The organism is Pseudomonas sp. ERMR1:02 (assembly GCF_002277815.1).
In the GTDB taxonomy this organism is placed as follows: Bacteria; Pseudomonadota; Gammaproteobacteria; order Pseudomonadales; family Pseudomonadaceae; genus Aquipseudomonas.
Map to the genome: position 1 here is coordinate 1 of NZ_NKJI01000018.1, position 13,872 is coordinate 13,872.

Sequence of the window (13,872 nt, forward strand, 5' to 3'; positions counted from 1 at the left end):
CCGCAGGCACGCCGGTCAGCGCGGCGACCAATGGTCCGACCGACAGCACCAGCCCGACCCCGACGGCGCTTAATCCAAGAGCCTGAGACAGATAAAACGGCCCGACCACCAGCGTGCCCATCATCACCGTGGTCACCAACAGGCTCATAACCAGACTGCCACTGAGCTGCCGATCATGGAACATCGCCAGTCGGATCAACGGCGCAGCGACACGCTTCTCAACCCACACAAACAGCCCGACACCCACGCAAGCTGTCAACAGCAACGCAATGTTCAAACGGCCAAAATGACCGCGTCCAAGGGTCATGGCCAACGCGTAGGCGGCGAGCGTCAGGGCAAGCAGCAAAGTGCCCAGCGGATCGAAAACCCGTCGTGCTGTTTTTGCCTTCTGCTGATCAGCAGGCAAATAGCGCCAGGCCAGCAGCAGCGTCACCAAGCCCAATGGCACCGTGATCAGGAAAATCGCTCGCCAGCCCAGCCCGGCGATGAGCACTCCACCCAGCGACGGTCCCATCGCCGTACCAATGGCCGACATTGTGCCGAGCAATCCCATGGCGCTACCGGTCCTCTCCTTTGCCACCGTCTCGCCCACAAACGCCATCGTCAGCGCCATCATGATCGCCGCGCCGAGACCCTGAAGGGCCCTCGCGCCAATCAACAGTCCCAGGGTTGGCGCCAGTGCGCACAAGCCCGAAGCCAACGTGAACAAAGCGATACCGCATAACAGCAGACGCCGCCGACCCATCACGTCACCGAGCCGCCCGACACTGACGATCAGGGTAGTGATGACCAGCAAATAGGCGAGGACGATCCACTGCACTTGCTGAAAGGACGCATCGAACACCTGGGCCAACGTCGGCAAACCGACATTGGCAATGCTGGTGCCCAGGGATGACAGCAGCATCGACAGCGATAGGCTGGCCAACACCCAGCTGACGGACAGTGTCCGATGCCCGTTTTCTGTGACTGCTGTGTGGAATCCATGCTGTTCCTCTTTTCTGGTGACTCCCGATTGGAGCTACCGAAAAGCTACCCCCGCGCCTAACATGGCGGAAGACGCACCAGTTGCACTTAATACGTGCTCTTGACGCCATATCACCACGCTGCGAGGTGTTGCATGACTGCCGATTTCAACTTGCTGATCACACTGGATGTCCTGCTAAGCGAGGGCAGCGTGGCTCGGGCCGCCAAGCGCTTGCGCCTGAGCCCGTCGGCGATGAGTCGGGCACTTGCGCGGTTGCGCGAAACTACGGGCGATCCGCTGCTGGTCAGGGCAGGGCGCGGCCTGGTGCCGACGCCGCGAGCGCTGGAATTGCGTGAGCGGGTCAGTCAGCTTGTGCTGGAGGCTCAAGCGGTGCTGCGCCCGGCCGAGCAACCGGATCTCAAACACTTGGTACGCACTTTCACCTTGCGCACCAGCGAAGGTTTCGTCGAAAACTTCGGCGTCGCCTTAATTGCACGTGTCGCCGAGCAAGCGCCGGGTGTGCGCCTGCGTTTCGTGCACAAACCCGACAAAGACAGCACTTCACTGCGCGACGGTACGGTCGATCTGGAAACCGGCGTAGTCGGCAAGGCCGCTGGCCCGGAACTGCGGACCCAGGGCTTGTTCCGCGACCGCTTCATCGGCGTCGTGCGTTCGGGGCATGTGCTTGCAGAATGCGAGATCACGCCGGCGCGCTTCGCGGCAGGCAGCCACATCAGTGTTTCGAGGCGTGGGTTGGACAGGGGGCCAATTGATGATGCGCTGGAGGCGTTCGATCTGCAGCGGCAGATCGTGACAATCGTTGCGGGCTTCTCCACCGCGCTGGCGCTGGCCCGATCCAGTGACCTGATCGCCAGTGTCCCGGAACGCCACACTGCCAATCTGCGTACCGGCATGCGCAGCTTTACCTTGCCGTTGGCCCTGCCGGAATTTCCCGTGGCCATGCTCTGGCATCCGCGGCTGGATGCCGACCCGGTGCATCGCTGGTTGCGTGGCTGCCTGCGCGAGGTTTGCGCGGCACCCGATGCAACGCCTTAAAAGGTGAAGGGGCGCGCCGAACGGGGTGAGGTCCGAGCCATCTCGATCTCAAGCAAATGCTCGGCCAGCACATCGTTGAGGAAGCGAAACTGATCGTTGAGCCCGACCACTTCGTTGTTGAAGTGATGACCAGCTGCCGGAATCAGCAATGCTTCGAATTTTTTGTCGAACATCAGGGTCAACACTTTACGAGACTCGAATTGCTGCGAGTAGTAGTTGTTGCCGAACACCGGAAAGCTCACGGACAGGGTGACTTCGTTGATCATGACGTGCGCTCCTCGGTGAGGACGAACCAGGCAAATACGCTCAACGTGAAGGCCGTCAGGGCCAGACAGGTCAGGAGATGGATTAGCATGATTCGACCCTCCGCTACAGGTTTCGTGTTGGGTTGATATTGATCCTACGCTGACGGTCGGCGGGCGGAAGGCAATCGTGGCGATTGTGAATATCGATGCAAGTGATGGTCGGTTTTGTGGTGGTCTTTCGGGCCTCTTCGCGGGCAAGCCTCGCTCCTACAGTATCTATAACGACACTGCATCTGTAGGAGCGAGGCTTGCCCGCGAAGACGGCCTCAGGATCACCATCAGACCCGAATGGGCAACGACCGCCACCTATACTCAATTCAGGGCCTTTCAAGCGCCGAACATTCGGCTCGGCGCAAAATTCAGGAAACCACGATCTTGAACCTGCGTTCGCTGATCGTCGCCGTGCTGGTGGTGTTGGCGGGATGCGCCACGACCCCGCGCGCGCCGGTGGAAACACCGCAGGTCATGGTGGCGCCAAGCGTGTGGCAGCAGGTGGATCGGGAAATGATCGAGGCGTCGCAATCAGCCACCGAGCAGACCAGGATCTACGCCCGCGGTGCCATGGACTACTGGCGTACGCGGGTCTATGAACTGACCGAAGAAAACTTCATACCCTGGTTCAGCAGCTACTGGACCCAGGAATGGCTTTCGATGAAAGTCAGTTGGTACACCATCAGTGCCAAGGGTGAACAGGATGCTTCGGAAAAACGCCTGGCCGCTTATCTGCTGGAAAAATACCGGGAAAAAGTGCTGGCTCCGGTGGCGGTGGAGATTGATCCTGATGCGATTCTCAGCCTGGCGGCTGCCTTCTACGTGGACATCCTCAAGGAAGAGCTGCAGAAAATCTCCCAGCGCCACGGCGTGCCGATGGCTCAGCTCAATGGCCGCATCCAGAAAATCCCCGCCATTGCCCTCGGGCCTCCACCTGCCCGGGACGCCTCGCTTTATCAGGTGGTGCGCAGCGAATCGCTGAGTACTCTGCCGGCGTACGCCGCGCTGGTCGACAAAATCCACCAGGCCGGTGGCGACAAGGGCGTCGGCTCCACCGACACCGCCATGGCGCCGGTGGCCAGGCGCGCCAGCCAACGAATGGAAGCCGAAATGGCCCCGCGCGGGGCGGCCGGTGCCGTGGCGGCGGCCGCCGGGAAACTGGCGGGAGGATTGATTACCGTCGGGGTCGCAGGGATTCGAGCGTTGATTCAGGCCGCCGACCGGCCGGACAGCGAAGCGCTGATTCGCAGCAGCCTGGGCAACACGTTCGACAAGGCCTGGACGAAGCTGGTGCAGAACCCGACTACCGGAGTGATGGCCGGGACCTTGTACATGGCGGCACAGATCGAAGGCAACCTGGCCAGCAGCGCGCAACCGCCGGTCGGTCTGGATGCCGGTGATGTCGAATTGCACCCGAGCCAATCGACTAACCAGCAGATCACCCCATGAACGCATCTACCTACGAAGCAGGTGAACACTCATGTCTTATGTGAATGCTTTTGTCGCCGCGGTGCCCACCGCCAACCGCGAAAAATTCAAGAAACACGCCGAGATCACCGCCGCGCTTTTCAAGGAAAACGGTGCACTGAGTGTGGTCGAGTGCTGGGGTCATGATGTACCCGATGGCAAGGTGACCTCATTCCCCATGGCCGTGAAGCGCAAGGAAGATGAAACCGTGGTATTTGGCTGGCTCATCTGGCCGGACAAGGCCACCAGTGACGCAGCGATGGAAAAAATGATGGCCGACCCGAGGATGAAGCCGGACGTCAATCCCATGCCGTTCGACGGCCAACGGATGATCTTCGGCGGCTTTGAAATCATCGTGAAGGCTTGAGCAGCCTCTGCAGGCTCACTCTGGTGTCGGTGTGATCCTGCAGCTCTTGCGATTGCGAATCTCGCTGTCAGTCGGCCGCTGCTTGACGAACTCGAAACGCGGCTCACCTTCGTTGTAGTGAACCAGCCAGCCCCATTCGAGCTCGGACTCATCTTGACCGGGTTTCGGTGGCACGGCCCACCATGGCTCTTTGCTGATGATTTCTCGCATGGCCCCCTCCAGTTCAATCGTTTGCATGAACTATAACTTGGATGTCAGGAGGTGCCACGAATGAGCGACGAATCCCGCGAACCGTTCAAACGACTGTTTTTTGCTCTGGATTGCGCACCAGAGCAACGCAAGGCCATCGCCCATTGGCGCAGCGCCCTGCAACTGCGCAGCGGACGCCCGGTGCCGGCGGAAAATTTTCACCTGACCCTCAAATTTCTGGGTTCGGTTGGTGCGGCGCAAATTGCCGATATCTGCGAGGCTGCCGCATCTGTCCGCACGTCGGGCGAGCGTTTGACCGTCGTGCTGGATCGGCTGGATGTCTGGCGCAGGGCAGGGGTATTGGTATTGGCACCGGAGCAGGCGCCGCCGCCATTGTTGCGGTTGGTGTACGACCTGGAGCAGGCCTTGTTGCCGTTTGCGCTTGAAGATGCTCCACGGGAATTTCGACCACACCTGACCCTGGCCCGCGACTTTCGCGCACCGGCTCCCGAGTCCGCCACGCTACCGGAGTTTTTCCTGCGGGCCGATCGCTTCACCCTGTTCGAATCGCACAAGGGCCGCTACCGGGCCCTGGCTTCCTGGCCGCTGGGAACGGCATAAGCTCAAACAAAAAAGGCGCCCGAGGGCGCCAAACTTCACCTTAACCGAGGAGCCAGGTGAGTGCAGCGGTGGTAAGGCGCTGCATGAACGGAAAAAGTTTGTGCGGTGATAATGATCGTTCCTACGCTCCGCGTGGGAATGCCTCAAGGGACGCTCCGCGTTCCAGCTCTCGAAAGGGACGCAGAGCGTCCCGGGCTGCATTCCCACGCAGAGCGTGGGAACGATCATTTCGCGGCTATTTGCCGAGTTTCACCTTGGTCCAGCCCCGGGTCATCACCCGTTGCACACCAATCGGCATATCCGGAATCGCATACAAGGTCGCCATCACCTCCTGCGATGGGTACGACCCCGGATCGTTGCGAATCGCTTCATCCACCAACGGCGTAGCCGCCGAGTTGGCGTTGCTGTAGCCGATGCTGTTGGTGATCTCGGCGATGATGTCCGGGCGCATCAGGAAGTTCATGAACAGGTAGGCGTTCTCGACGTTGGCGGCATCGCGCGGGATGGCGACCATGTCGTAGAAACTGCCGGCCCCTTCTTTCGGGATGCTGTAGTCGATCTTCACCTTGTCCCCGGCTTCCTGAGCGCGGGCCTTGGCCTGCAGCACGTCGCCGGAGTAACCGACGGCCACGCAGATGTTGCCGTTGGCCAGGTCGGAGATGTATTTCGACGAATGGAAGTACGCCACCGACGGGCGAATCTTCATGAACAGCGCTTCGGCCTCGCTGATGTGTCGCTTGTCCTGATCGTTCGCCGGGTAGCCCAGGTAGTGCAGGGCGGCCGGGAGCATCTCGGTCGGCGAATCAAGGAAACTGATGCCACAGGCTTTGAGTTTTTCAGCGTTTTCCGGTTTGAACAGCAAGTCCCAGGAGTTGGTCGGGGCGTTCGCGCCGAGCACTTCCTTGACCTTGTCCGGGTTGAAACCGATACCGATCGAGCCCCACATGTACGGGAAGGCGTGGGCGTTGCCGGGGTCGCTGGCGGATGCGTTTTTCAGCAGCACCGGGTTGAGGTTTTTCCAGTTAGTCAGCTTCGACTTGTCCAGTTCCTGGTAGACACCGGCCTTGACTTGCTTGGCCAGGAAACTGTTGGACGGCACGACGATGTCATAGCCGGATTTGCCTGCCAGCAGGCGTGCTTCCAGGGTTTCGTTGCTGTCGAACACATCGTAGGTCACCTGGATCCCGGTCTCGTCTTCGAACTTCTTGACGGTGTCCGGGGCAATGTAATCCGACCAGTTGTAGACGCGCAGTACCTTGTCATTGGCCTGGGCGCCAGTAGCGATCGCGCCCATTAAGGACAGTGTCAGCAGAGTCCTGCCAAACATTTTCATCGGTACAACTCCATTCTCTTTTTATTCGCTCTTTTGTAGGAGCGAGCCTGCTCGCGAAAAACTCAAGGACGACGCGTTAATTCTGCCAGTCCACGTCATCGTTAACGTCCATCGCGACGGTTCGACGCTTCGACAGGCTCGCTCCTACAGGTAGGCACTAGGCCGTTGCTTCGAGCATTTGCTTTTTAGGTTGTTGCCAGGATTCGCTCGCTGTCTGGTCCATGGCTTCCTGGATCGCCCGCTTGCGGCTGACTTCGGCACGGCGACTGAAGTACCAGACCATGAAGGTCACGATCGACACCGCCAGCAAAATCAGGCTGGCCACGGCATTGATCTCCGGCTTCACGCCCAGACGCACCGCCGAGAACACTTCCATCGGCAGGGTCGTGGAACCCGGACCGGAAACGAAGCTCGCCAGTACCAGGTCATCCAGCGACAGGGCGAAGGACATCATGCCGCCAGCCGCCAGTGACGGTGCGATCATTGGGATGGTGATCAGGAAAAACACTTTGAACGGCTTGGCACCGAGGTCCATCGCCGCTTCTTCGATGGACAGATCCAGCTCACGCAAGCGCGCCGACACCACCACCGCCACATACGCCGCACAGAACGTGGTGTGAGCGATCCAGATCGTCACGATGCCGCGTTCCATCGGCCAGCCGATCAGTTGCGCCATGGCCACGAACAGCAGCAACAGCGACAGACCGGTGATCACTTCCGGCATCACCAGCGGCGCGGTGACCAGGCCACCGAACAACGTACGACCCTTGAAGCGGGTAACCCGGGTCAGCACGAACGCCGCCAGCGTCCCCAGTGCCACCGCGGCAACCGCCGTGTAACAGGCGATTTCCAGCGAGCGCCCCACCGAGCCCATCAGTTGCGTGTTGTCGAGCAGGCCGGCGTACCACTTGAACGACCAGCCACCCCAGACCGTCACCAGCTTGGAGGCGTTGAACGAGTAGATGACCAGAATCAGCATCGGCAAGTAGATAAACGACAGGCCGAATACCAGCATCATTTTTGAAAAGCCGAAACGTTTCATCCCCGTGCCTCCATCTCTTTGGCCTGGCTGCGGTTGAACAGCAGAATCGGCACAATCAGGATCAACAGCATCACCACCGCCAGGGCAGACGCCACCGGCCAGTCGCGGTTATTGAAGAACTCTTGCCACAGCACGCGACCGATCATCAGCGTCTCCGGACCACCCAGCAGTTCCGGAATCACGAACTCGCCGACCACTGGAATGAACACCAGCATGCAGCCGGCGATGATCCCGTTCTTGGCCAGCGGCACGGTGATTTTCCAGAAGCTGTTGAAGGTGCTCGAACCCAGGTCGGATGCCGCTTCCAGCAGGCTGCCATCGTGCTTGACCAGGTTGGCGTACAACGGCAGCACCATGAACGGCAAGTACGCGTAGACCACCCCGATGTAGACGGCGGTGTTGGTGTTGAGGATCTCGATCGGGTGCGAAATCAACCCGGTCCACATCAGGAACGCATTGAGCAGACCGTTGTTGCTGATAATGCCCATCCACGCATAAACGCGGATCAGGATTGCGGTCCAGGTCGGCATCATGATCAGCAGCATCAAGACGTTTTGCGCTTCCTTGCTCGCCTTGGTGATGGCGTAGGCCATCGGAAAGCCGAGCACCAGGCACATCAACGTGCTGAAAAACGCTACCTTCAACGAACCGAGGTAAGCCGAGAGATAAAGCTCATCCTGACCCAGCAACGTGTAGTTGCCGATGTTGAGGAACAGCTGGAATTTCTGCTCGGCGTAGGTGTAGATCTCCGAGTAGGGCGGAATGGCCAGGGCTGCTTCCGAGAAGCTGATCTTCATCACCAGAAAGAACGGCAGCATGAAGAACAGGCACAGCCACAGGAACGGGATGCCGATGACGAGCTTTCGACCGCTGGGCACCAGGCGCAGGAATTGCTGATTGAAGGTTCTCATGCGCGCAGTACCACGCCGCTGTCGTCTTCCCACCACACGTAGACCTGATCGTTCCAGGTCGGACGCGCACCACGGCGTTCGGCGTTGGCCATGAACGATTGCACGACTTTGCCGCCAGGCAGTTCGACGTAGAATACCGAGTGACCGCCGAGGTAGGCGATGTCATGTACCTTGCCGCTGGACCAGTTGTAGCGGGCGTCGGGTTTGGTGGTGCTGACCAGCAATTTTTCCGGACGGATCGCGTAGGTGATCGACTTGTCCTGCACCGAGGTGCTGACGCCGTGACCGACGTAGATCTTCTGCTCCAGGTCCGGGCTGTGAATGATCGCGTGACCTTCCAGGTCTTCCACCACCGTGCCATCGAAGGCGTTCACGTTGCCGATGAACTCGCAGACCATGCGGCTGACCGGTGCCTCGTAGATGTCCACCGGGCTACCGATCTGCGCGATCCAGCCGAGGTGCATGATCGCAATGCGTTCGGCCATGGTCATGGCCTCTTCCTGATCGTGGGTCACCATCACGCAGGTTACGCCGACGCGTTCGATGATCTCGACCAGTTCCAGCTGCATCTGCGAACGCAGCTTTTTATCCAGCGCGCCCATCGGTTCGTCGAGCAACAGCAGTTTCGGACGTTTTGCCAGGGAGCGGGCCAGGGCCACGCGCTGACGCTGGCCGCCGGACAACTGATGGGGTTTGCGCTTGGCGTATTGGGTCATGTGTACCAGACGCAGCATCTCCTGGACGCGGGCGTCGATTTCGGCCGCGGGCAAACGGTCCTGCTTGAGGCCGAAGGCGATGTTCTGCGCCACGGTCATGTGCGGGAACAGGGCGTAGGACTGGAACATCATGTTGATCGGCCGTTCGTACGGCGGCATGTCGGTGATGTCGACGCCGTCGAGCAGGATCCGGCCTTCGGTCGGACGCTCGAAGCCGGCGAGCATGCGCAGCAGCGTCGATTTACCGGAACCGGAGCCACCGAGCAGGGCGAAGATTTCGCCCTGATGAATTTCCAGGGACACATCGTCCACGGCGGTGGTTTCGTCGAACTTCTTGGTAACGCGATCGACTTTCACCAACACCTTTTTCGGTGCCTGGTGACCTTCAAGAGCCTTCCTGTAGATGCTGGAGGCGTTTGCCATGTGAAACTCCCAACAGGTTTCAGTCGTCGGGCCAACGCGGCCTGACTTAATAGTTGATTGCAAACCCGGGGCTTCAAGGTCGACGCGGCTTCTTCTGTAGGAGCGAGCACGCTCGCGATGGTCGCCAACGATAACGCTGGCAGTTTGAATGTCCGCGGTGTCCGGACATCCATCGCGAGCATGCTCGCTCCTACAGGGAATTGCGTTTCCCACTCCGGGTTTATCCGGTGCCGCCTTCCTGGCTGCGGTACTTGTTGTTATTGCAGTGTGTTGTTGTCGTGAGGGCCGGACGCACAAAGGCACGCCCGACTGACTCACGGGGGCAGTAAATGGATTGTTCGTGTGTTACGTCAGCGCGAATTCCGCAGCGCCGCCCGTTGCCGGCACGCTTCGCCGAACGCCTGGAAAATGCTCAAGTAGGGCGGGTTGTCCAGGACCTGCCATTCCGGGTGCCATTGCACGCCGAGGGCAAAGGCCTTGCTCTGCTCGACCGAGACCGCCTCGATCAAGCCATCGGGAGCGACGGCCTCGGCGCGCAGGCCGGGGGCCAGTCGGTCGATGCCTTGGCTGTGAATCGAATTGACCTGGAACACCGGTGGCAGATCCAGCGCTTCGAATACACCGCCGGGCTGCACGTTCACCGCATGAGCGGGTGCGTATTGCACGGCCAGATCCGGATGGTTGGCTTCGCGGTGATCGAGCAAGCCTTGGAGCTCATGAACCTTCTGATGCAGGCTGCCACCGAACGCCACGTTCATCTCCTGAAAGCCGCGGCAGATGCCAAGCACTGGAACGCCTGCGGCGATGGCCGCGCGAATCAGGGGAAGGGTGGTGCGATCCCGCTGGGGATCGTGTTCGGTGCCGGGAGCGCTGTCGGGGCCTTGATAGTGGAAGGGTTCCACATTCGATGGCGAACCGGTCAGCAACAGACCGTCGAGCTGCCCCAGCAGGTCATCGATTTCAGTCAGGTCGCCTAAGGAAGGAATAACGACGGGCAGCCCCAGCGCCGCAACGCTGACAGCACGCAAGTACTTGTCGCCGCTGACATGGCAGGGGTGCAGGCCAATCTGTTTGACGCAGGCAGTAACGCCGATCAATGGCTTGAGTGCCATTTTTATCACCTCGAAGTTTCACACTTGAACGAGCTTTTCTGGAGCTTAGCCTTGTTGATTTTAATTAACAACTCTCATGTAAAAAATTCTAAACGCCGCACGTCAGATCTTCGGGATTTACGGGCGTTTGGCGGCTGATGTGGCACTCTCGTCCTCCTGAGAGGCCCTAAAATAAACGCTGAACGGCTGAGTGTTCGCTATTGACTTCACTTTGCCTTTCGGATTGACTGGCTACGTGAAAGGGCAGTGAACATAATAATTAACAGCTAAATAGGTGCATCATGTCGGTCCCTCTGCGTACCGTTCAACTCAACGAAGCAAACGCATTCCTTAAGAAATATCCTGAGGTTTTGTACGTCGACCTTCTGATTGCGGATATGAACGGTGTGGTGCGCGGCAAGCGCATCGAACGCACCAGTCTCCACAAGGTTTACGAAAAGGGCATTAACCTGCCGGCGTCTCTGTTTGCTCTGGACATCAATGGTTCTACGGTGGAAAGCACCGGCCTGGGTCTGGACATCGGCGACTCCGACCGGATCTGCTACCCAATCCCAGGAACCCTGAGCATCGAGCCGTGGCAAAAGCGCCCGACTGCACAACTGCTGATGACCATGCACGAACTGGAAGGCCAGCCGTTCTTCGCCGATCCGCGGGAAGTGCTGGCCAATGTGGTGCGCAAGTTCGACGACATGGGCCTGACCATCTGCGCCGCGTTCGAACTGGAGTTCTACCTGATCGACCAGGACAACGTGAACGGTCGTCCGCAATCGCCACGTTCGCCGGTTTCCGGCAAGCGTCCAATGTCGACCCAGGTGTACCTGATCGACGACCTCGACGAATACGTCGATTGCCTGCAAGACATCCTCGAAGGCGCGAAAGAGCAGGGCATCCCGGCTGACGCCATCGTCAAGGAAAGCGCCCCGGCGCAATTCGAAGTCAACCTGCATCACGTGTCCGACCCTATAAAGGCCTGCGATTACGCAGTGCTGCTCAAGCGTCTGGTGAAAAACATCGCCTACGACCACGAGATGGACACCACCTTCATGGCCAAGCCGTATCCGGGCCAGGCAGGTAACGGTCTGCACGTGCACATTTCGATTCTCGACAAAGAAGGCAACAACATCTTTGCCAGCGAGGATCCCGAGCAGAACGCCGCGCTGCGACACGCGATCGGCGGTGTGCTCGAGACCCTGCCGGCGCAGATGGCGTTCCTTTGCCCGAACGTCAACTCGTACCGCCGTTTCGGCGCACAGTTTTACGTGCCGAACTCGCCGAGCTGGGGCATCGACAACCGCACCGTGGCTGTGCGTGTGCCGACCGGTTCGCCGGACTCCGTGCGCATCGAGCATCGTGTAGCCGGCGCCGACGCCAACCCGTACCTGCTCATGGCTTCGGTCCTGGCCGGTGTGCACCACGGTCTGACCAACCAGATCGAACCGGGCGCGCCAGTAGAAGGCAACAGCTACGAGCAGAACGAGCAAAGCCTGCCGAACAACCTGCGCGATGCATTGCGCGAGCTGGACGACAGCGAAGTCATGGCCAAGTACATCGACCCGCTGTACATCGACGTGTTCGTGGCGTGCAAGGAAAGCGAACTGGCCGAGTTCGAAAACTCGATTTCGGACCTTGAGTACAACTGGTATCTACACACGGTCTGAAGACCACCCCACCCTGTAGGAGTGAGCCTGCTCGCGATTGCGTCATCACATTCAATGGTGATGGTGACTGATTCACCGCTATCGCGAGCAGGCTCACTCCTACAGGGGATCGGATTACCAGAGTTTGATTGGCGGTGTTCGCCCGCCAGTCACCAATTCCCTGCGTCGAGTCACAACCATGACAATCACTCGCAGCGACTGGGAGCAACGCTTCCAGTCCCTCAACATCGAAAGCCGTGCCTTCATCGACGGTCAATATTGCGCAGCTGCCAGCGGCGCCACGTTCGAATGCATCAGCCCCGTGGACGGTCGCTTTCTGGCGAACGTCGCCAGCACCGACGAAGCCGATGCCAACGCAGCGGTAGCCGTGGCACGCCGTACCTTCGAGTCCGGCGTGTGGGCCAACCTGGCCCCGGTCGAGCGCAAGCGAATCCTTATCCGCTTCGCCGACCTGATCCTGGCCAACCAGGAAGAATTGGCGCTGCTGGAAACCCTGGACATGGGCAAACCCATCAGCGACTCGATGAACGTCGACATTCCGGCGACCGCCAACGCGATCCGCTGGACCGCCGAAGCCATCGACAAGATCTACGACGAAGTCGCCGCCACGCCCCACGATCAACTTGGCCTGATCACTCGCGAACCGGCCGGCGTGGTCGCGGCCATCGTGCCGTGGAACTTCCCGCTGATCATGGCCAGCTGGAAATTCGCCCCGGCGCTGGCAGCCGGTAACTCGTTCATCCTCAAGCCTTCGGAAAAGTCGCCGCTGACCGCGATTCGCATCGCCCAGTTGGCCCTCGATGCCGGCATCCCCAAAGGCGTGTTCAACGTGCTGCCGGGCTACGGTCACACGGTCGGCAAGGCCCTGGCGTTGCACATGGACGTCGACGTACTGGCGTTCACCGGTTCGACCGCGATTGCCAAGCAACTGATGATCTACGCCGGGCAAAGCAACATGAAACGCGTCTGGCTCGAAGCCGGGGGCAAGAGCCCGCACGTGGTGTTCGCCGATGCGCCGGACCTGCGCGTGGCAGCCCAGGCGGCAGCCAGCGGCATCGCCTTCAACCAGGGCGAAGTCTGCACCGCCGGCTCGCGCCTGCTGGTGGAACGTTCGATTCGCGATCAGTTCATCCCGCTGCTGGTGGAAGCCTTGCAAGCGTGGAAACCGGGGCACGCGCTCGACCCTGCGACCACCGTCGGCGCAGTCGTCGATCAGCGTCAACTGGATAACGTATTGCGCTACATCGACATCGGCAAGGAGCAGGGCGCCGAGCTGATTGCCGGCGGCCAACGCACCCTCGAGGACACTGGCGGCCTGTACGTGGAGCCGGCGATTTTCGACGGCGTGACCAACGCCATGACCATCGCCCGCGAAGAAATCTTTGGCCCGGTGCTGTCGCTGATCACCTTTGATACTGCTGAAGAAGCCCTGGCAATTGCCAATGACAGCATCTTCGGTCTGGCGGCAGGCGTGTGGACCAGCAACCTGAGCAAGGCCCACACCTTTGCCCGTGGCTTGCGCGCCGGCAGCGTCTGGGTCAACCAGTACGACGGCGGCGACATGACCGCGCCGTTTGGCGGCTACAAGCAGTCAGGCAACGGCCGGGACAAATCGCTGCATGCGTTCGACAAATACACCGAACTCAAAGCGACCTGGATCAAGCTCTAACACCTATAAAAAAAGCGACGGTCGCCGGCACGCCGGTGGCCATCGGAG

14 protein-coding genes are annotated in these 13,872 nt (G+C 59.9%); 6 read left to right on the top strand and 8 right to left on the bottom strand.

Annotated elements, in window-relative coordinates:
• Window positions 1-904, bottom strand: a 904-nt coding sequence (locus CES87_RS24755; protein ID WP_256591081.1) for an MFS transporter, incomplete at its 3' end; no start/stop codon positions are given.
• Window positions 905-1,117: 213 nt separating this feature from the next.
• Between CES87_RS24755 and CES87_RS24760 the strand changes: the two genes are divergently transcribed.
• A complete protein-coding gene (locus CES87_RS24760) occupies window positions 1,118-2,020 on the top strand; it encodes a LysR family transcriptional regulator (RefSeq protein ID WP_128608174.1) in 903 nt (300 codons plus the stop codon).
• Here the strand turns inward: CES87_RS24760 and CES87_RS24765 are convergent.
• A complete protein-coding gene (locus CES87_RS24765) occupies window positions 2,017-2,286 on the bottom strand; it encodes a hypothetical protein (protein ID WP_128608175.1) in 270 nt (89 codons plus the stop codon). The genes CES87_RS24760 and CES87_RS24765 overlap by 4 nt on opposite strands.
• Before the next feature lie 414 nt (window positions 2,287-2,700).
• On the opposite strand from CES87_RS24765, the gene CES87_RS24770 reads away from it, so the two are divergent.
• Together CES87_RS24770 and CES87_RS24775 are read left to right on the top strand one after the other, a co-directional pair.
• Complete coding sequence (locus tag CES87_RS24770) at window positions 2,701-3,765, top strand: hypothetical protein (RefSeq protein WP_128608176.1); 1,065 nt, start codon at window positions 2,701-2,703, stop codon at window positions 3,763-3,765.
• A gap of 31 nt (window positions 3,766-3,796) precedes the next feature.
• The gene (locus CES87_RS24775; RefSeq protein ID WP_128608177.1) at window positions 3,797-4,150 is read left to right on the top strand and encodes a DUF1428 domain-containing protein; all 354 of its coding nucleotides are present in this window, start codon (window positions 3,797-3,799) and stop codon (window positions 4,148-4,150) included.
• Between the two features lie 15 nt (window positions 4,151-4,165).
• On the opposite strand, the gene CES87_RS24780 is transcribed toward CES87_RS24775, so the two are convergent.
• Window positions 4,166-4,360 carry a hypothetical protein gene (locus tag CES87_RS24780; protein WP_128608178.1) on the bottom strand — a complete coding sequence of 65 codons (195 nt, stop codon included), beginning with the start codon at window positions 4,358-4,360 and terminating at the stop codon, window positions 4,166-4,168.
• Between the two features lie 60 nt (window positions 4,361-4,420).
• On the opposite strand from CES87_RS24780, the gene thpR reads away from it, so the two are divergent.
• A complete protein-coding gene (gene thpR / locus CES87_RS24785; protein WP_128608179.1) occupies window positions 4,421-4,960 on the top strand; it encodes an RNA 2',3'-cyclic phosphodiesterase in 540 nt (179 codons plus the stop codon).
• Between the two features lie 235 nt (window positions 4,961-5,195).
• Here thpR and CES87_RS24790 read toward each other — a convergent pair whose 3' ends face one another.
• The 5 genes from CES87_RS24790 to CES87_RS24810 form a co-directional block, all read right to left on the bottom strand.
• Window positions 5,196-6,293 carry a polyamine ABC transporter substrate-binding protein gene (locus CES87_RS24790; RefSeq protein WP_128608180.1) on the bottom strand — a complete coding sequence of 366 codons (1,098 nt, stop codon included), beginning with the start codon at window positions 6,291-6,293 and terminating at the stop codon, window positions 5,196-5,198.
• Window positions 6,294-6,450: 157 nt separating this feature from the next.
• Window positions 6,451-7,335 (bottom strand): ABC transporter permease subunit, encoded by an 885-nt coding sequence (locus tag CES87_RS24795; protein WP_128608181.1) that lies wholly within the window; start codon window positions 7,333-7,335, stop codon window positions 6,451-6,453.
• Entirely contained in the window at window positions 7,332-8,213 is an 882-nt protein-coding gene (locus CES87_RS24800; RefSeq protein ID WP_178081481.1) for an ABC transporter permease subunit, read from the bottom strand. Before CES87_RS24800 ends, CES87_RS24795 begins: the two co-directional genes overlap by 4 nt.
• Window positions 8,214-8,242: 29 nt before the next feature.
• Entirely contained in the window at window positions 8,243-9,385 is a 1,143-nt protein-coding gene (gene potA / locus CES87_RS24805) for a polyamine ABC transporter ATP-binding protein (protein ID WP_128608183.1), read from the bottom strand.
• A 350-nt stretch (window positions 9,386-9,735) separates the two neighbouring features.
• Window positions 9,736-10,497, bottom strand: coding sequence for a gamma-glutamyl-gamma-aminobutyrate hydrolase family protein (locus tag CES87_RS24810; RefSeq protein ID WP_128608184.1), 762 nt, complete (start codon window positions 10,495-10,497; stop codon window positions 9,736-9,738).
• Window positions 10,498-10,778: 281 nt separating this feature from the next.
• Here CES87_RS24810 and CES87_RS24815 point away from each other — a divergent pair, with 281 nt between their 5' ends.
• Together CES87_RS24815 and CES87_RS24825 are read left to right on the top strand one after the other, a co-directional pair.
• Window positions 10,779-12,155, top strand: a complete 1,377-nt coding sequence (locus tag CES87_RS24815) for a glutamine synthetase family protein (protein ID WP_128608185.1) — start codon at window positions 10,779-10,781, stop codon at window positions 12,153-12,155.
• A gap of 178 nt (window positions 12,156-12,333) precedes the next feature.
• Window positions 12,334-13,824, top strand: coding sequence for an aldehyde dehydrogenase (locus CES87_RS24825; RefSeq protein ID WP_128608186.1), 1,491 nt, complete (start codon window positions 12,334-12,336; stop codon window positions 13,822-13,824).
• The last annotated feature ends 48 nt before the right edge of the window (window positions 13,825-13,872 follow it).